Annotated in this window: 14 protein-coding genes and 1 pseudogene; 8 read left to right on the top strand and 7 right to left on the bottom strand. The window is 70.6% G+C overall.

From position 1 onward, the window contains the following. From CR470_RS14090 to CR470_RS14075, 4 genes are all read left to right on the top strand, one after another. On the top strand, nt 1–951 hold the full coding sequence (locus CR470_RS14090) for an ABC transporter permease (RefSeq protein WP_097867931.1): 951 nt from the start codon (nt 1–3) through the stop codon (nt 949–951). Next, nucleotides 948–1,817: an ABC transporter permease gene (locus CR470_RS14085; protein ID WP_097867930.1), complete on the top strand. Its 870-nt coding sequence runs from the start codon at nt 948–950 to the stop codon at nt 1,815–1,817. The genes CR470_RS14090 and CR470_RS14085 overlap by 4 nt, the downstream gene beginning before the upstream one ends. Continuing rightward, a complete protein-coding gene (locus CR470_RS14080; RefSeq protein ID WP_097867929.1) occupies nt 1,814–3,346 on the top strand; it encodes an ABC transporter ATP-binding protein in 1,533 nt (510 codons plus the stop codon). Before CR470_RS14085 ends, CR470_RS14080 begins: the two co-directional genes overlap by 4 nt. 323 nt (nt 3,347–3,669) lie before the next feature. After that, nucleotides 3,670–4,260, top strand: a complete 591-nt coding sequence (locus tag CR470_RS14075) for a TetR/AcrR family transcriptional regulator (protein ID WP_097867928.1) — start codon at nt 3,670–3,672, stop codon at nt 4,258–4,260. A 13-nt stretch (nt 4,261–4,273) separates the two neighbouring features. On the opposite strand, the gene CR470_RS14070 is transcribed toward CR470_RS14075, so the two are convergent. After that, nucleotides 4,274–5,293 (bottom strand): SMP-30/gluconolactonase/LRE family protein, encoded by a 1,020-nt coding sequence (locus CR470_RS14070; protein WP_097867927.1) that lies wholly within the window; start codon nt 5,291–5,293, stop codon nt 4,274–4,276. A gap of 195 nt (nt 5,294–5,488) precedes the next feature. Here CR470_RS14070 and CR470_RS14065 point away from each other — a divergent pair, with 195 nt between their 5' ends. Both CR470_RS14065 and CR470_RS14060 read left to right on the top strand, forming a co-directional pair. After that, complete coding sequence (locus CR470_RS14065; RefSeq protein WP_097867926.1) at nt 5,489–7,297, top strand: flavin-containing monooxygenase; 1,809 nt, start codon at nt 5,489–5,491, stop codon at nt 7,295–7,297. Between the two features lie 64 nt (nt 7,298–7,361). Further along, nucleotides 7,362–8,150 (top strand): SDR family NAD(P)-dependent oxidoreductase, encoded by a 789-nt coding sequence (locus CR470_RS14060; protein ID WP_097867925.1) that lies wholly within the window; start codon nt 7,362–7,364, stop codon nt 8,148–8,150. Between the two features lie 219 nt (nt 8,151–8,369). Here the strand turns inward: CR470_RS14060 and CR470_RS14055 are convergent, their stop codons facing one another. From CR470_RS14055 to CR470_RS14035, 6 genes and pseudogenes are all read right to left on the bottom strand, one after another. Next, on the bottom strand, nt 8,370–8,939 hold the full coding sequence (locus tag CR470_RS14055; RefSeq protein WP_257138636.1) for a DUF6193 family natural product biosynthesis protein: 570 nt from the start codon (nt 8,937–8,939) through the stop codon (nt 8,370–8,372). A 352-nt stretch (nt 8,940–9,291) separates the two neighbouring features. Next, on the bottom strand, nt 9,292–9,417 hold the full coding sequence (locus tag CR470_RS40480) for an HNH endonuclease (protein ID WP_257138634.1): 126 nt from the start codon (nt 9,415–9,417) through the stop codon (nt 9,292–9,294). A 127-nt stretch (nt 9,418–9,544) separates the two neighbouring features. Further along, nucleotides 9,545–9,995 (bottom strand): annotated as a pseudogene (locus CR470_RS40475) (reverse transcriptase N-terminal domain-containing protein); the annotation flags it as partial. A 193-nt stretch (nt 9,996–10,188) separates the two neighbouring features. Beyond that, on the bottom strand, nt 10,189–10,653 hold the full coding sequence (locus CR470_RS14045) for a hypothetical protein (protein WP_097867923.1): 465 nt from the start codon (nt 10,651–10,653) through the stop codon (nt 10,189–10,191). A 73-nt stretch (nt 10,654–10,726) separates the two neighbouring features. Continuing rightward, entirely contained in the window at nt 10,727–11,941 is a 1,215-nt protein-coding gene (locus CR470_RS14040) for a hypothetical protein (RefSeq protein WP_257138633.1), read from the bottom strand. A gap of 383 nt (nt 11,942–12,324) precedes the next feature. After that, the gene (locus CR470_RS14035) at nt 12,325–13,824 is read right to left on the bottom strand and encodes a S1 RNA-binding domain-containing protein (protein ID WP_097867921.1); all 1,500 of its coding nucleotides are present in this window, start codon (nt 13,822–13,824) and stop codon (nt 12,325–12,327) included. Nucleotides 13,825–14,120: 296 nt separating this feature from the next. Here CR470_RS14035 and CR470_RS14030 point away from each other — a divergent pair, with 296 nt between their 5' ends. Together CR470_RS14030 and CR470_RS14025 are read left to right on the top strand one after the other, a co-directional pair. Continuing rightward, a complete protein-coding gene (locus tag CR470_RS14030) occupies nt 14,121–17,570 on the top strand; it encodes a DNA polymerase III subunit alpha (protein ID WP_097867920.1) in 3,450 nt (1,149 codons plus the stop codon). Further along, entirely contained in the window at nt 17,567–18,580 is a 1,014-nt protein-coding gene (locus tag CR470_RS14025; protein WP_097867919.1) for a DNA polymerase Y family protein, read from the top strand. Before CR470_RS14030 ends, CR470_RS14025 begins: the two co-directional genes overlap by 4 nt. The last annotated feature ends 75 nt before the right edge of the window (nt 18,581–18,655 follow it).

Here is an 18,655-nt window from a genome sequence, read left to right as displayed (position 1 = left end):
CTGCCCGGGGGCCTGCGGCCGGTGGTGCGTCTCACCGCGCTCCTCGCCCGCCGGGCCGTGCTGCTCGCCGTGCTGCTCGCCACCGTCTTCGCCGCCGTCGAATTGCTGCCGGGCGACGCGGCCACCGCCACCGCCGAACGCGGCGAGAGCGCCGCCGACCTCGCCCAGCGGCGTGAACTCCTCGGCCTCGACCGCCCCTTGCCGAGCCGCTTCATCGACTGGATGACCGGCCTGCCCACCGGCGACCTCGGCACCTCCGCCCATGGCCGGCCCGTCGCCGAGTTGCTGTCCGGGCCGTTCCCCAACACCCTGCTGCTCGGCGGCCTGGCCCTGCTCCTCACTCTGGTCGCCTCGCTCGCTCTCGGCTGCTGGGCGGCGCTGAAGCCCGGCGGCAGGACCGACCGCACCGTCTCCTCCACAGCCACCGGTGTCCTCGCGCTGCCGGAATTCGTGGTCGCGGTCGCCCTCGTCCTCGTCTTCGCCCTGTGGACGGACCTGCTTCCCGCTGTCACCCTCACCGACGCCGACGGCTCCCCCGCCTCCTGGCAGATGCTCGTCCTGCCCGTACTGGCCCTGGCCGTCCCGCAGATCGGGTGGAACATCCGCATCGTGCACGCCGCCCTCGCCGACGAGGCCAAGGCCCCACACGTGGAGACCGCCGTACTCGACGGACTGCCGCGCCACCGCGTCCTCACCCACCACCTGCTGCCCGGCGCACTGCCCACCATCGCGGCCGGCATCGCCACGTCGACCGGCATGCTGCTCGGTGGCGCCGTCGTGGTGGAGACCATCTTCAACTACCCCGGCATCGGATCCGTGCTGGCGGGCGCCGTCACCGACCGGGACAGCCCGGTCGTCGCCGGAGTCGTCGCCGTCACCGGAACCGTCATCGCCGGCGTCCTGCTGCTGGCCGACCTCGTACGGGCCTGGGCTTCGGGAGACCGCACATGACCACATCCGACACGACCGCGGCGCAGCCGTCCCCCGGGGAACGGCCCGCGCGCCGCCGCCCCGGGCGGGGCCCGGTCCTGCGTGTCCTGCCCGCGCTGCTGCTCGTCGCCCTCGCCGTCGCCGGGCCGTGGCTGGCCCCGCATGCCATCGACACCCCCATCACCGCCCCGTACGCCGCATCCGGCGACGGAGCTCCACTCGGCGGCGACCAACTGGGCCGGGACGTCCTCACCCGCCTTCTCGCCGGAGGACGCGAACTCGTCGTCGGCTCCCTGCTCGTGGCCGTACTGGTCACCGGCGCCGCCGCCCTGCTCGGCGCGGTCAGCGCCTTGCGGCCCGCGGTGGGCCGGATCATCGAGCGGTCCGCCGACGTGCTCATGCTGCTTCCCGCCGTCCTCGGCGTACTGCTCGTCGCCCTGGCCTGGCCGGGCGGCGGCCGGTTCGCCGTGATCGCCGCCGCTGTCGTGATGGCCGTGCCGTACGCGGTCCGGCTCGTCGCCGGCGCCGCGGCGCCCGTCGCGGCGTCCGGCTATATCGAGGCGGCGGCCGTGGGCGGTGAGCGGCTGTGGCACCTCGTCGTGCGCGAGGTCCTGCCGAACCTGCGCGCCACGCTCCTCGCGCTGTTCGGGCTCCGCTTCGTCGCCGCCGTCTACGTCGTCGCCACCGCGAGCTTCCTCCAGGTCGGCCCCCAGCCTCCTGCTGCCGACTGGGCCTTGATGATCCGCGAGAACGCGGGCGGCATCGTCCTCAACCCCTGGGCCGTCCTGGCCCCCAGCCTCGCCATCGGTCTCCTCGCCATGAGCGTCAATCTGGCGGCCTCCGCACTCGTACCCCGAACCGGCCGGAAGGCGGTGAGCGCGCTGTGAACCACACGCCCGACTGGTACCCCGAGGGCCAAGTCGCCGACTCGGAAGCGGCGGTGAGCGTCACGGGCCTGACCATCGCCGCCCCCGACGGCCGCCTGCTCCTGGACGGCGGCAGTCTGGAGGTACGCCCCGGCCGCGTCACCGCACTCACCGGCCCGTCCGGCAGCGGCAAGACCACGCTGCTGCGGGCCGTGGCCGGCGTGCTGCCGCCCGGCGCGGTGCGTACGGCCGGCCGGGTCGAGGTGCTCGGCCGCGACGTACTGGCTCTGGACCCGTCCGAGCTGCGGCTGCTGCGCCGCCACCGCCTCGCCTACGTCGGCCAGGACCCTGCCTCCGCCCTCAACCCGCGGCTGAAGGTACGCAGCCTCCTGGCCGAAGTCGCTGTGCACCGCGGCCACGAAGCGCTGCTCGCGCTGCTCGCGGAGGTGCGGCTGCCCACGGACAACGGTCTGCCCGGGCGCCGCATCGGCGGGCTCTCCGGCGGCCAGCAGCGGCGCGTGGCCCTGGCCAGGGCCCTGGCCCGCCGCCCGGCCGTCCTGCTCCTCGACGAACCCACCGCCGGGCTCGACCCGGAGGTACGCGACGAGATCGCCGAACTCCTGCGCCACCTGGCCGTCAACCACCAGCTCGCCATCGCCCTGTCCTGCCACGACACCGACCTGGTCTCCCGGATCGCCGACGACGTCGTGGACCTGGCCCACGGCAGCGCGCCGTCGCCGATCCCTGCCCAGCGACGTACCACCGACCGACCGCCGGCCACCGTGGGGCCGACACTCGACGTGTCCGGCCTGCACGCCGCCTTCGCACAGCGGGGCCGCCGCACACCCGTCCTCCACGACGTCGGCTTCAGCGTCGCCCCCGGATCCAGCACCGGCATCGTCGGCGTCTCCGGCTCGGGCAAGACCACCCTGGTGCGCGCCATCGTCGGACTCCACCGCCCCACCGCGGGCACCGTCACGCTCGACGGCGTACGCCTCGCCCCATCCGCGCACCGCCGCACCCGCGAACAGCGCCGACGCCTCCAACTCGTACCGCAGGACCCGCTGGGCACACTCAATCCCAGCCGTACCGTCGGCGCGACGATCGGCCGCCCCCTGCGTCTGCACCGGCGTGCCCACCGCGACCGCTCGGCCGCCCGCGTCCTGGAGCTTCTCGAACAGGTCGGCCTCCCGGCCGGCTTCGCGGAGCGCTACCCCCACGAGCTGTCCGGCGGCCAGCGTCAACGCGCCTCCATCGCCCGCGCGCTCGCGGCCGACCCCGACGTGCTGGTCTGCGACGAAGTCACGTCGGCCCTCGATGACGCGACCGCTGCCGCCGTGCTGAACCTGCTCGAAGAGCTCCAGGACAGCGGCGGCCTCGCGCTCGTACTCATCAGCCACGACCTCCGCCTCGTCTCCAGCCGGACGGACAATCTCCTCGTGTTGTCCGAGGGCAGAGCCGTCGAGTCGGGGCCCACCGCGCAGCTCTTCACGTCTCCCGCCCACCCGGTCACCGCCGCCCTCGTCTCAGGAGCGGTTCAGCCCGCGTGAAGCGTGAGGGGTCATTCCAGGATGGCGAGGTGGTCGGCGGCGCCGCTCCGGCCGTGAGCGCTGCCGAGCGGCGAAGATCCCTGACGAACGCTGCTTCGCGACCAAGGGCGAGCTTGCCACTGGTCCGCCTGGAGAAGACACCGACATGCCATCGCCCGCCGCTGTCACTATCGAAAAGGCAGTTCAGATGCGCGCGTACCAAGATCATCGAGCCCGGCCGCCGATGGTCGAAGCGACCGTGTGGCCAAGCGCGCCGAGCTGGGACGGATCGGCCAGCCCTGGAGGGCGGCAGAAGCCGCCTGCCCTGCCGGTACGCTGCCGGGGTGACGGAGCGCATCGAGCAGGACGGGCGGCGGCCGGCCAACGCCGGGCCGAAGGCCGCTGCCCGCAATCGGGCCGCTCTGGTCACCGCCGCCCGAGAGGTCTTCGCGGAGCACGGTCTGGAGGCACCGCTCTCCGCGATTGCGCGTAGGGCCGGGGTCGGGCAGGGCGTTCTCTACCGGCACTTCCCCGACCGGAGTGCCGCGGTGGCCGCCGTTCTCGAGGAGAACGTGCGTCAGGTCGAGCAGGCTGCCGCCGACGAGGGTGCCACCTTCGACGCAGTACTCGGTGTGCTGACGTGGCATCTCGCGGAGTCGGCGGCTTTCATCGGTCTTCTGCACGCCGACCGGGCGGGCGGCCACTCGGGCATCCGCGCGCATGCCCTCGCCCTGTCCGGACGGGTGGAGCGTGCTCTGCGCAAGCACCTCCCCCTCGGTCATCGGCTGAGTGCGGGGGAGAACCTTGTGCTCTGCGTCGCCATGGTCTCCGCCGCCGTCATCGGCCCCACCCGCGAGGAGCGCGAGCACCGGGCGCTTGCCGCCTGGCGGTTGCTCGGCGTCGAAGTGGGGCCGGTGCGGGCCTTCGACGGCTGAGCCGAGGTCCGAATCAGCCGCCGTTCGACTGCCGAATGCCTTCCGCGAGCGCGTCGAAGGAGTACAGGTAGCCCCCGGCGGGGCCGCTGACGGTCATGTACGCCTTGGTGCCGCCGGGCGTGATGGCCACGTTCGTCGCCGACTCCAGGCCTTCGGCCCGCGAGGGAAGCTCCACCGTCGCCAGCCGCTCACCGTGCCGGTCGTACACGGCCATGGCCGCCCGGCCGTGCAGACCCTGGTAGAGGTTGCCGTCCGCGTCCACGGCGATCGAGTCGGTCTGGGCGAGCCCGCCGTCCACGCGGATGGCGGTGTGCCGGGACGTCACCCCGCCCTCCTCGTCGAGGCGCAGATAGGAGATCCGGTTCTCGGTGAGCTCGCTGAACCACAGCCCTCGGTAGTCCGCGTCGAAAGAGACCCCGTTCGGCGCGGCCAGATCCTCGACCAGAACGGTGGCCCTGCCGCCCCCGCGGTCGATCCGCACCACACGCCCGTCGGTCTTGCCCTCGGACAGGCCGCGTGAATCACTGACGTACAGGTTGCCCTCCCGGTCGAAGGCGATGTCGTCGGGGTTCATCCGTGCTCCGTCGACCTCGCCGGAGAAGAAGGCCCGCAAGTCGCCGCCGCCGGGGGCCAGGCTCACGACCTCGCCGTGTGCGAAGTCGCTGAGGTAGAGCCGCCCGTCGTACGGGCTGAACTGCGCCGACGTATAGGCCCCTCTGCCGTCGGTGTGGACCGCCCGGCACGTCTTCTTCGCCACATCTACGCGTATGACCTTGGGCTTGCCCTCGGGGGCGGTGACGTCGACGACGATCAGGCCGCCGTCCTCGCCGAACACGGGCCCCTCCAGCAAGGTCATCCCGGTCTCGCCGTGCACCTGGGTCAGCTGCATGACCTGCTGCGCCCGGATGCTCCTGCCACCGAAGACCGACGCCGTCTCTCCCCCGGGATCGCCGCTCTGCGTGCCGCAGCCGGTGAGGAACAGTGTGACGACGGTGGCGAGCGCGGAAAATGACCGGGCCGAAAGTCGCTGCATGGGGGATCACTCTTCCTGTCCAGTGGGCGGGTTCCTCGGGCGGGGAGTACGCGGCCTGCGGGGAGGGGCGATGGTTTGTGGCCGGATGTTGTCGTCCGGCCCGCCCCTCAACCGGACAATGCTGTCCGGTAGTTGCTACCGTAGCGGACGGCCGCCCGACCGGGGCAGCCCCACCGTGCGGATCGAGGACCCCACATGACGACTCCTCAGACACCGGCTCCCCACGAGCTCGCCGCACTGAGGCGGCGCTACCGGCTCGAACGCGAACGGCGCGTGCGTCCCGACGGAGCCGCTCAGTACCGCGACGCGGACGCCGAGTTCGGCTACTACGCCGCAGACCCGTACGTGGAGGGACCGATCGGGCGCGACCCGCTCCACGACACCGTCGACGTCGCCGTGATAGGCGGCGGATTCGGCGGCATCCTCACCGGGGCACACCTGCGGCAGCAGGGGGTCGAGCGCGTCCGGATCATCGAGAAGGGCGGTGATTTCGGCGGCACTTGGTACTGGAACCGGTACCCGGGCGTCCACTGCGACGTCGAGTCCCACGTCTACCTGCCGATGCTCGACGAGACCGGCTACGTACCGGAGTGGAAGTACGCCCCCGGTGACGAGATCCGCCGCCACGCGGTGCGGATCACGTGTACGTTCGACCTGTACGCGGATGCGTTGTTCTCCACCGGGGTCACCGCACTGACCTGGGAGGAGGCTTCCGAGACATGGACCGTGACCACGGATCGTGGTGATGCCTTCCGGGCCACCTACGTCGTGAATGCCACCGGCACCCTCACCGACCCGAAGCTCCCCGGGATCCCCGGCATCGAGGACTTCGCGGGCCACACCTTCCACACCTCGCGGTGGGACTACGCCTACACCGGCGGCGCCCCCGAGGGCGGCATGACCGGCCTCGCGGACAAGCGGGTGGGGGTCGTGGGCACCGGGGCCACCGGCATCCAGGTGATCCCGATGCTGGCCGAGGACGCCGCACACCTCTACGTCTTCCAGCGCACCCCCTCCACCGTGGACGTACGCGCCAACCGGCGCACCACCGCCCGGGACGTGGGCGCCGACCGCGAGGGCTGGGCCCGGGAGCGACGGGAGAACTACCTCCGCATCGTGTCCGGCGAGAGCGCGGACCAGGATCTCGTGGCGGACCGATGGACCGCGTCGGCGGGCCTGCTGGAGAAGCTCCTGCCGAGCTTCCGGCGGCAGGGCGACCGACAGGTGTTCGAAGCCGCCTACGAGGCCGCCGACGCCGCCAGGATGAACGAGCTCCGCGCCCGCGTCGAACAGACGGTCACGGATCCGGAGACGGCGGAGAAGCTCAAGCCCTGGTACCGCTACGCCTGCAAGCGCCCCACCTTCTCCGACCTGTACTACCCGGCGTTCAACCGGGACAACGTCACCCTCGTCGACACCGCGGACACCCACGGCATCGAGCGCATCACGGAACACGGCGTCACGGTGGGCGGCACCCCGTACGAACTCGACTGCCTGATCTTCGCCACCGGGTTCAATGTCGGGACCTCCGGCATCCACTCGGGCAAGCTCCCCGTCCACGGCCGGGGCGGCGTCGAACTGCTGCACAGGTGGGCACTGCAGGGCCCGCGCACCCTCCACGGCTTCACGAGCAACGGCTTCCCCAACCTCATACAGATGGGGTCCCTCCAGAACGCCAGCAGTGTCAATTTCACCCACATCCTGGACGAACAGGCCATCCACGCCGCCGCCCTCATCGCAGCCGCAGAAGCGGGCGGCGCCCTCATCGAACCCTCAACCGAGACCGAGGACGCCTGGATCGCCATCCTGGCCGAGGGCGCGCCCGACCACGCGTGGTTCCATGCCGAGTGCACCCCCGGTTACTACAACCGTGAAGGGCGTGGCCGGCCCAACGGCCCCATCGCCTACCCGCACGGAGCCGTCGCCTTCCACGAGCTCCTGGAACGCTGGCGCGAGGACTCCATGGGGGAAGTTCTCCGGAACAGGACTGTCCTCCGCACCTGACGCGGCCGGCCCGCCCGCTCCCCTCCCCAGCCCCCAGCCCTCGCAGTGCCGGAAGGATCGAGCCATGAACGCACCTGTACCCGAGCCGGACATCGCCTCTCGCACCGGTCGGAGCGTGATCGTCACCGGGGCCGCGTCCGGCATCGGCCGTGCCACCGCTCTGGCCTTCGCCGCGGGGGGCGACCGCGTCCTGGCCGCCGACCTCGACGCGGCAGGCGTCGAGGAGACCGTACGGAGGATCACCTCCGCCGGGGGCATCGCACTGGCGACCGCCGGGGATCTGGCCGAGCAACAAGTGGTGGACGCCGTGGTGGCCCGCGCGGTGGCGGACTTCGGCGGGGTCGACGTCCTGGTCAACAACGCGGGAATCATGGACCGCATGTCGGCGGCGCACGAGACCGACGACGCCGAGTGGAACCGGGTGTTGCGCGTCGACCTCACGGCTCCCTTCCTCCTCACCCGCGCCGTACTCCCCCACATGCTGACCGCCGGCGCCGGATCTCTGGTCTTCACCGGCTCCGAGGCCGGCCTGCGCGGCGGCGCCGCCGGAGCCGCCTACACCGCCGCCAAGCACGGCATCACCGGCCTGGTGAAGAACCTGGCAGTGATGTACCGCGCGCAGGGCATCCGGGCCAACATGATCGCGCCCGGCCCCACCGCGACCGGCATGGGCGTCGACAGCCGCCCCGACACGCATGGCCCGTCCGTCATCACGAGCCTCATCGGCGCGAACATCGGCCGCATCGGCTCGGCAGACGAACAGGCCGCCGCCATCGTCTGGCTCGCGTCCGGTGCGGCCTCCTTCGTCAACGGCGCCGTCCTGCCAGTGGACGACGGCTGGTCAGCCGTCTGACGCGGGCATCTCGCCTCCGCGGAGCAGGAGCCGCCATCCCCTTTCTGCGCTTGCCCGAGGTCCGGCCGAGCGGCAGCTCGCAGCTCAGCCGGTCTTGCGCCGTTTCGGCCAACGACAACGCTCAGCGGCCAACCGCGACGCCACGTCACCCTCGCGACTGTGCAGCCCCGTTGGCACCGTTCGCCATGTGAAGTGCTCAGGGTGCGGCCGTGCCCGTGATCAGTCGGTCATCGGACCACGCGACAGCTCGTGTACGGCCCGTGCCACAGCCTCGCCAGGAGTGGTGAAGAGGCCGAGGTCCGGGGTCAGGAGCCCTCTGCCCACCCCGAACGTGGCGTCGCTGTTCGCCGTCAGGCACGGCCCCGTCGGGTTCAGGTCCGGGCGCGTGGTGGTCGAGAAGCGCAGCGCCCAATGGCTGGTGAACGGATACAGACCGCGCAAGGCCGACTCGGCGTACGCGGACTCGATCAAGTTCCGGTAGGTGGGTGCCCAGGGGTAGGGCAGTTCGCCCGCCTCCAGGCGAAGGTGCTGCCACTCGCTTTCCGTCCGGTGCGCCGGATCGGGGCCGGGCAGCTCGAAGCGGCCGGTCAGACGCACGAAGGGAGCGGCCCGCCTGATGTCGCTGAGCGACTCGCCGTCGTGCCATGCGCGGGCGGCCACGGCGACCTGATCCAGGTCGTCCGTCCTGCCGTCGACCAGCGCCATGCCGTCGAAGGCGTCGGTGCCCCGGATCGACCACCACCGTTCGTGGAGCCAGGCATCGATCTGCAGGGAGTTGCGATGTGGCACGGGGCAGTCGACAGCGGCAAAGGTCAGCGGGTTGTCTTCCGGACTCGTCAGCGCGACGGAAGCCAGCCGCCCTCCTGCCACGAACCGGAGCGCCGCGCTGAGACTGCCATGGCATGCGACATCGGGATACAGGACCGCAGGGTCAGGAGGTATCGGCACAAGACACGATTGTGCCGGATCCACAGATCCAAGCACCCGCGGATGCACACATGGTCCCCACTGGGCTGCGTCGCAGCAGGTGTGGTCGGGTAGCCGGATCACGTTGCCGTGACCTGGCCTCCTCAGCACCGGACGTGCGAGCTTTCCCCGCATCCGGCTCAAGCAAGCCCCATGGGCTTCGCAGGTCAGCAGGTTATGTGGCCCTTTTGCCGTCGCCCGCGTGGTGCTGGCGGTGGCATTCGAAGTGCACGGGGCGAAGGTTGTTCCGCTCGTCCGTGCCGCTGTCTCGCCGGTAGATGAAGAGGTGCTTGTGGAGCATCTTCTTCGAGGCCGCGAACCAGTTGATCCACTCGCGTGGACCGTCCGGTTCGTACTCGGCTCCGACGATCAGCGCCTGCTTGCAGAGAGGACAGAGCCCCTGCTGCCGGACCGCCAGGAGAAGACTCCGCCGACAGGACTGCGTCCAGGACCCACAGACGTTTCGGGTTCTTGCCCATCACCGTCCAGAAGATCGCGGATATCGCATCCTGGCAGCTGCGGCCGGGCCGGAAGCCAAGACCTCGGCTCGAACCGTGCTTCCCACTCGGGTTCCAGCGCGTTCTTCACGCGGGCCTGGAGGGCCCGGTCACAGATGACCGGGATGCCGAGCGGTCGCTGTTTCCCGTTGCTCTTCGGGATGAACACTCGCTTGACCGGCCTGGCCTTCCAGGGCTTCGACGACTGGTGGATCTCGGCCGCCAAGGTGCCTCTCGCCTTCGGCGTGAGAGCCCGTTCCCCGTCGATGCCAGCGGTCATGCGTCCACTGCTCTGGTGCGTCACCCGCTTCACGCTGATCAGCGTGTTGCTACGGCTTCGCAGCATGAGCTTCTGCAAGTTGCGGACCTTTCGGGCCGGGCCGCAGGACCCGTATCCGGCGAGTTGTGCGAGAGCGGGTGAAGGTCCCAACTCCCGGTTTCCCCTGGCCTTTCGGCCCGCCGGCCTTCGCTTCTTGGATCTTCCTTATCCCGCCGGGGAATTCAGCCTCCCTTGCGGTTGGGCCGCGTCTTACTGGTGCGGAACGTGGAAACCCCGTCGTGGCCCAAGCCACCGGCTACTTACTGGAGCAGATGGTCTCGGTCCAGGTCGCCCGGAGGTCACGGCAGACAATGGCGAGTGTGCCGTCCCAACAGGCGATTTCGTGGCTGCAGCCGTCCCTGTGCGGCAGGATCTCGTCGAGAATCACAGCCCCGAGGTCCGTTCCTCGGTCCTCGTCAGCGGGACCGATGATGAAGCCGGACACGCCTGCGTAGCGGATCAGCAGGTCTTGGTCGTGCTTCCAGCAGTTGTGCTGGAACTCGACCTCCATCTCCTCACCGCCTATACCCCGGACGGCCCGAAGCGTCAGGTCCTTCACACAGCGCCTGCTCTGGAAGTCGTAGTGGTCCGCGTCGGTGGCGAGGGCCCGGGCCCCAGGCGGCAGATCACCAGCGATCGAGGGCAGATGCTCCAGGTAGAGAGTCGGGTCCAACACCCCTGACAAATCCCCGACCTGCGCATCGAGATTGACGTACTCCATCAGCTTTTGCCCCCCTCGTGGCTTCCTCCAGGCCGACGAACCGTCGCACAGACTCACCGAATGAGACGACGCCTTAGATGCGGTACGTGCCTGTTGGCACGCCGTGGGCAACTCCGTACGGGGTCAGGGCGATGACGCCGACACCGCGTGAGGTGGTCTCCGAGTTGATGCGGAGAGGGCTGGTCCCGAGATGCTGGGCGATCTGGGGTGCGAGTTCGAACGCTGCCCGTTGCCATTCGTCGGCGTCGTCCTCGGATTCCAGCGCGGCGTCCCATACGGGCTGGAGGCCGAGCTCCTCTCTGCGTGTCTGTTCGAACGTCAGGGGATTGCCCAGGGTGAGCAGATGGTCCTCGCCTTCGCCGGTCTCGCTGTAGCGTCGGAGCACCTTGCCGTGCTCAGTAGCGAGCCACGCGGAGCCATCGCCTTGAGCGCCGTAGTAGTACGCCTCGGCGCGTCCGTAGCGTGAGCTGAGAAGAGTGCAGAGCCTCAGGACGTCCTCGCTCCGTTCCGCATCGCAGGGGTCGCACCACGCGCCGAGCACGAAGGTCCAGCCGTCGAGTTCAGGGGTGACGAAGACCCTGGTGAAGCGCCCGTGACTCCCCGGCTCGGCGTCATGTCCGTCGGAGTCCACGATGTCGTTGCCGAGCGCGAAGGTCACCGGTCTCGGGTCTGTGAGGCCCAGGATGCTGATGATCCCGGCCTGATCCCCGCTCGGCACCGCGATCCAGTGATTCCAGCATGCCCCCGACGCCGTCGGCCGGTCGTCCGGGAGCTTCACGCGGATGAGGCGCTCGAGGGCCGCCACGTCTTGCGCGGGCAGCACGGTCTCACCGCCGAGCGCCGACAGGACAGTCAGCGCCCGGGCACGCTGTCGGCCGGGCCCCGCCCGCCGGATCTGCTGGAGGAGAGGAACAAGGCCGGCTTCGATCTCCTTGCCACGGATCACCAAGGTGTCCTGCGCCTGTCGGGCGACCTCAGGGTCGGGGTCACCGAGCAACGGCAACAAAGCAGGGACCGTCGACACGCCGGCCCCATCACAGCGCCGTATCCCGACCACCGCCTGGCAGCGGACGAACGCCGAGGTATGAGACATCGCCGTGACGTACTGGTCCAGAAAACCCGCGCCCAGCCATGTGAACGCGAGGCCGACCCTGTCCTTGGCCTCCGTCGTGGACGCGTCGAGGAGCCCCTGGACCAGGCAGTTGAACGCCGCGTCCCCGATGCGCTGGAGCACGGGCACGGCATCCAGCCACTGCACCGGCGACAGCTCATCCGCCAGCTCACGCACGATGGCCTCCGCCGCCACCTCCCCGCCGCTGACCAGTACCTCCGCCGCCGCGACGCACCGGTCCGGGCAGCCCAAGTCCCTCACCAAGCCATTCATCGAAACCCCTCCCAGTGATCTTCCGCCCGATGACGGCATGATCGCGCCTGCCTACGACAACGCGTCGAGCCGCCGGACCCACCGACCGGTTTCACCTCCTGCTGAACGCCGCCGACCACAGCGCCGTCCGGTCACGCTGCACCTTGCGGTGGTGTCGCGGCCTCACCGCATCCGTGTAGCGCGGGGATGTGTTTTCTGTATGACGGCACCCCCGAAGCCGCTGCGGAGTGAGAGCTCTACGTAATCAGGCGCGACTCGGTCGGCACGGATTGCTCTCGTCGTCGGTCTCACGGCCAACCGTCTGTAGTAGAGGTGAGAGCCTGCACATGTGACAGAACAATACGACGGCGTGCGAGATCGACGTCGATGATCTTGACAGTGAGGGCGTCGCCGACCTCGACGACGTCTCTGGACGATTCATCCAGCTCGCTGGTGTGCACGAGCCCCTGGAAGCCGTCCGCTCGGTCCTCGATGCGGACGAAGACGCCGAACGGCACGATCTTGGTGACCGGCCCGATGACCACCTCGCCGATCCTCTGCGCCATCTGCGGCCAGGGGTCTTCCTGCAGTGCTCGAAGCGACAGCGCTACCCGTTCCCGGACCATGTCGACGCCGAGGACCTCGGCTGTGACCTCCTGGCCGACGCTGACGACGTCGGACGGGTGGTCGAAGGGACGCTGGGACAACTCCGGGAGGTTGATCATCACGGTGAAGCCGCCGATGTCCACGAAGGTAACGCCGAAGCTGGCGATGGTCGTTACTGTGCCGGTGACGACCTGGCCGCGCCGCAGGGTCTTCAGGAAGGCCCAGTCCCGGTCGCTGCGCGTCGGCTCGGTCTGCCAGCGAGCGCGCAGAACGCCGTCGCTGTCGGGCAGCACAGCGGTGAACAGCGGGAGATCTTCACCGGCATACACGGATACGACGCCGGCAGCACGCGCACCGGCGAGCTGGGAGGTCACTGCCGCGAACTGGGTCTCGTCCACGACCATGCTCATGATCTGCCCGTCCTCGTCCTCCCAGACGATCTCCGCAAGGCCTTCGTCGGGCAGAGCGGCCACGGCCTTGTCGACGTCCGTGAGCAAGTCCGGCCAGACCGCCAGCTGGGAGCGCGGGACCAGTTGGGAGCGCACGATCTCGATGTTGTCGCGGGTCAGGCGATGCCACCGGGAGACGTTGGCGGCGAAGACCTCCTCCAGGAACACCGCGCGGTTGCCACTGACGGTCCAGTGCAGGGCAGCCCAGAAGCCGGCGTCGGCCGGGCGCTGCACGTACGCGGCGTCGTCAGGGGCAAAGGCGTATGGCGAGGCGTCTGTTCGTTCCGGGAACAGGCCGAGCGCGCGGGTGCGGGCCAGTGCGGTTTCGCAGGGCAGGTTGCTGCCGATGTACAAGTACTGGTCCCAGCCGACGTGCACGGCGAACGCTTCCCCTGCCTCCAAGCGGCACCAGGCGCCGTTGTCGCGGAGCATGGACCGGACGAGTTCCAGGCCGACGGCGATCGGCACCAGAGCGCCGTCGTGGAACCCGGCCGGGCCGGCCGGGAACAGGTCGGCCAGGCCGTAGCCATCGACCGATGGCTCCAGGCCGAAGTGGGCGAAGCCTCCGATCTGTGGCTCGCGGATCTCAAGCTGGTCAATGCCCGCAGCCTCGGCGAAGGCGGCGATTGCCGCCAGGTAAGCCTCCTCAACCGGCCCGTGGTCACTGACCGTGTCCTCGGCACCGGTGTAGTGACCGCGCTCGTCACGGTGGGCAGGATCGTACTGGGTGATCCGGTAGACGAACGGCGGCACGCTGCTCCCTGGGCGGTCTGAAGGGGGTCCCAGCGTAGATTCCGCTGCCGATTCCGAGGTCAGGATTGCCGGAGAACGGCCCCGGTCACCCCGGCTGGGCACCCTCTGCTCCAAGAGGAATGCCCGCCCAGGACAAGTCCAGGGCTCACTGGACAGGTCTAGTGCACAGTCAAAGCAAGAGCGAGTGGCCGAAACCACGATGGCTCGAACTCGCGTGTTCGAATTAATGTTCGATACAGTCGAGGTGTTGGCGGGTCGATTGGTACTACTTTGGGGGTGTCTGGGCGGAGGGTGTCATGCGAGGAAGCTTCCCTCATCTGCACGTCAGTAGTGGGTTTTCGGCCCGCTACGGTGCCTCGCATCCGCGTGACCTCATCGCCCGGGCCGCCGAGCGCGGGATCGGGTCGGTGGCGCTGACCGACCGCGACATGGTCACGGGCACGGTGCGCTTCGCGAAGGCCGCCGCGGCCGCCGGGGTGAAGCCGGTGTTCGGCGTCGATCTGGGCGTCGCCCCCCACGTGCCGCCCGCCGACGTACGCCGCCGCACCCCGGTGCGCGGCGGTGCGCACGTGGCGGAGGCGGCGTTCCGGGCGACGTTCCTGGCCCGGGACGCCCAGGGTTGGGCGCGGTTGTGCCGGATGGTGTCCGCCGCGCACGCCGCAGCTTTCCCCGGGGGCGAGCCGCCGGCAGCCTCGTGGGAGATGCTTGCCCAGTACGCCGACGACGGCCTGATGGTGCTACTCGGTCCCGTGTCGGAGCCCTTGCGTGCTCTCGCCGCCGGCCGTGCGGACATCGCCGAGCGGCTTCTCGCCCCCTGGCAGCAGGTCGTCAGCGGCGGCGGGCTGCGGCTGGAGGTCGTGTGCTGGGGTCTGGCCGGCACCGGTCCGGGCTCGGTCCGCCTCGCCGCGCACACGCTCGCGCTCGCCGACCGCCTCGGCATTCCGGCCGTGCTGACCAACGCCGTGCGGTACGTCGACTCGTCACAGCACCGGGTCGCGGACGTGCTGGACGCGGCCCGGCTGCTGCGGCCCGTCGACCGGCGTCGGCTGGACTGCGGGGAGCGCTGGCTCAAGGACGGGCCCGCGATGACCGACATCGCCGGGCGGGTGGCGGCCGCCGCCGGGGCCGACCCGTCGCGCGCCGTGAAGCTGATCGCCGACACGATCGCGGTCGCGGACGCGTGCGAGGTCGACCCGGTCCGGGACCTCGGTCTCGGGGCACCGCATTTTCCCGAGCCGTCCGTGGTCGGCGCCGGACCGGGGCCGGAGGGGGCGATGCGGCTGCTGCGGCAGCGGTGCGAGAGCGGCATGGCCGCCCGCGGTCTCGATCGCGACCAGCGTGCGATGGACCAGCTCGAGTACGAGCTCGGGACCATCGGCCGTCTGCACTACGAGCCGTACTTCCTCGCCGTTGCCCAGGTCGTCGCCGACGTGCGGGACATGGGCATCCGGGTCGCTGCCCGCGGCTCCGGGGCCGGCTCCATGGTCAACCACAGCCTCTTCGTCGCCACCGCGAACCCGCTGCAGCACCACCTGCTTTTCGAACGGTTCCTGTCCGAGCGGCGCTCCTCACTGCCCGACATCGACATCGACGTCGAGTCCGCACGCCGTCTGGAGGTCTACGACCGGATCATCACCCGCTTCGGACGGGAGCGGGTCGCGGTCACTGGCATGCCCGAGACCTACCGCGCCCGGCACGCCCTGCGGGACACCGGTCTCGCGCTCGGGATCGCGCCCGCCACCGTGGACAAGATCGCGAAGTCGTTCCCCCACATTCGGGCCTGCGACATCCGCTCCGCGCTCATGGAACTGCCCGAACTCCGGGAACTCGCGGCCGAGGCCGGGCGATACGGGCCCTTGTGGGAGCTCGCCGAGAGCCTGGACGCGCTGCCGCGCGGGATCGCGATGCACCCGTGCGGGGTGATCCTCTCCGACACGAGCCTCCTGGACCGGCTGCCGGTCCAGCCGACCCCCGGCGGCGAGTACCCGATGCTCCAGGCCGACAAGGAGGACGTCGAGGACCTGGGCCTGCTCAAGTTGGATGTCCTCGGGGTGCGGATGCAGTCCGCGATGGCGCACGCCGTCACCGAGATCCGCCGTACGACCGGACGGGCGATCGACCTCGACAACCCCGACCACGTCCCGCTGGACGACCGTTTCGCCTTCGCGCTCATCCAGAACTCGGACACGGTCGGCATGTTCCAGCTGGAGTCGCCCGGCCAGCAGGACCTGGTCGGCCGGCTTCAGCCCCGCGACCCGCAGGACGTCATCGCCGACATCAGCCTGTTCCGTCCGGGCCCGGTCCAGGGCGGCATGCCCGCCCTCTATATCGCCGCCCGCCACGGCGCCGCACCCGCATACCCGCACCCCGACCTGGAGCCGGTCCTGCGCGACACGTACGGGGTGACGATCTGGCACGAGCAGATCATCGACATCCTCGCGGTCATGACCGGCTGCGACCGCGCCCTGGCCGAAGTGGCCCGCCGCGCTCTCAGCGACGAACAGCGACTCCTCAAGGTCGAGGCCTGGTTCCGGCAGCAGGCCGGCGCCCGCGGATACGGCCCGAAGGTGCTGGACGACGTCTGGGACATCGTCGCCTCGTTCGGGGCGTACGGGTTCTGCCGGGCGCACGCGGTGGCGTTCGCCGTGCCGGCGCTACAGTCCGCGTGGCTCAAGGCGCACCACCCGGCCGCTCTCTACGCGGGGCTGCTGGAGCACGACCCCGGCATGTGGCCGGCCCGGGTCATCGTCGCCGACGCCCGCCGCCACGACGTCCCCGTCCTGCCCATCGACATCAACACCTCCAAGGCGCACTACGCGGTCGAGGAGACCGGATCCGGGTGGGGCGTGCGGATCTCCCTGTCCACCGTGCACGGGATCTCCGACGACGAGGTCGCCCGGATCGCCGAGGGCCGGCCCTACACCTCACTGCAGGACTTCTACGCCCGTGCCCATCCCAAGCTCCCGACCGTCGAGCGCCTCATCAGCATCGGCGCCCTCGACGAGCTCAAGGGGAAGGCGACCCGGCGGGACCTGCTGCTGCAGGCGACCGAACTCCACCGCCAGGCCCGCACCCGCCCCGGGCCCGGCCAGATCCCGCTCGCCGCCGGTCTCCAGGCCGCCGGGCCGTCCGGGCTGCGGGAGATGACCGCCCGCGAACGGCTCGACGCCGAGCTCGGCGTCCTCAAGATCGACGTCTCCCGGCACCTGATGGAGGACCACCACCGGCTGCTGCGCGAGATCGGTGCCACCGACGCCAAGCACCTGCGCGCCATGCACCCCGGACAACGCGTCCTGGTCGCAGGCGTCCGCGCCTCCACCCAGACCCCGCCGATCGCGTCGGGGAAACGGATCATCTTCGTCACCCTCGAAGACGGAAGCGGCCTGGTCGACCTCGCCTTCTTCGACGACTCCCACGAACGGTGCGCGCACACGGTCTTCCACCACGGCCTGCTCCTCGTTCGGGGCACCGTCGAAGCCCGCGGGCCCCGGCGCACCGTGGTCGGCGAGATGGCCTGGGACCTCGACGAACTCGCCACCGCCCGCGCCACCCACGGACCCCAGGCCGTCCTCGACCTCCTCGGCCGGGCCCCCGCGCCCACACCCGCCCAGCCCGGCCCCACGCGGACGATCCCCGACGGCACCGCGGGCGCCCGCCTGCACCCCTGGAGCGACCTCCAGCCCGCCGGTACCCGGTCGGCCGACCTCACCCGCTTCGGCCACAAGAGCCAAGGAAGCCCCGGATGAGCTACGCCCGAGACGCCCGGCAGCGGGCGATCCTGCGGATCCACTTCCACCCCGCCGAGCGGAGCGAAGAGCTGTACGGACAACTGGTCACCGTCCTCGACGGCATCAGTTCCCGCGTCGAACCCCTGCCCGCCGACTGGTCCGCCTACGTCGACCTCACCGGTGCCCTCACGTACTGGGGCCACGATGTCGAGGGCCTCGTCGCCGTGCTCCGCCTGCGCCTGCTCGCGCTCCACGGCGTCCCCAGCTCAGCGGGTGCCGGGCCCACACGTTCCATCGCGGCCATGGCCGCGGACGTCACCCCGCCGGGCGCCGCCACGGTGGTCCGCGACGACCCGTACGAGATCGCCGCGTTCCTCCGCACCAAACCGGCCTCCGCCCTTCCCGGCATCGGCCCCAAGACCGCCCGGACGCTCGCCCGCTACGGCATCACCACCGTCGCCGACATCGCCGACACCCAACTGCCCACACTGCAGCGCATTCTCGGTACCGGGGCCGTGCGCCAGGCCCACGACCTCGCGCACGGCATCGACGAATGCCCCGTCGTCCCGGGCGCCGTTCCCAAGACCATGAGCGCCGGCCACCGCTTCGACCGTGACGAACTCGACCCCGACCAGCACCACCGCACCGTCCTCCGCCTCGTCCAGGAACTCGGCGCCCGGCTGCGCACCAGCCGCGAAATCACCCAGGCGCTCACGCTCACCGTCACCTACGCCGACCGCACCCAGACCACCCGCAGCCGAAGCCTCACCGAGGCGACCGCCCACACCCCCGCCCTGGCCGCCACCGCCCGTGAACTCCTCACCAGCCTCGGCCTCCAGCGCGCCCGCGTCCGCACATTCGGCCTACGAGCAGAACGCCTCCGCCCCGCCGAGCACACAGTCCACCAGCTCACCTTCGACGATCGGGACCAGAAACTCCGCCGCCTGGAGACGGCCCTCGACAACGCCGCAATCCGCTACGGCCCCGGCATCACCAGGGCCGCTTCGACCTTCCCGCAGGACGGGTGAGCTGCACCGTGGCGGCTCCGGCTTCCCACGCATCCACTGCTGGTCCCACGCCGCCTTCTCCCACAAGCGCCTGGC

Source organism: Streptomyces sp. rh34 (assembly GCF_002551245.1).
Lineage (GTDB): Bacteria > Actinomycetota > Actinomycetes > Streptomycetales > Streptomycetaceae > Streptomyces.
This window is presented reverse-complemented; position numbering and strand designations above follow the sequence as displayed.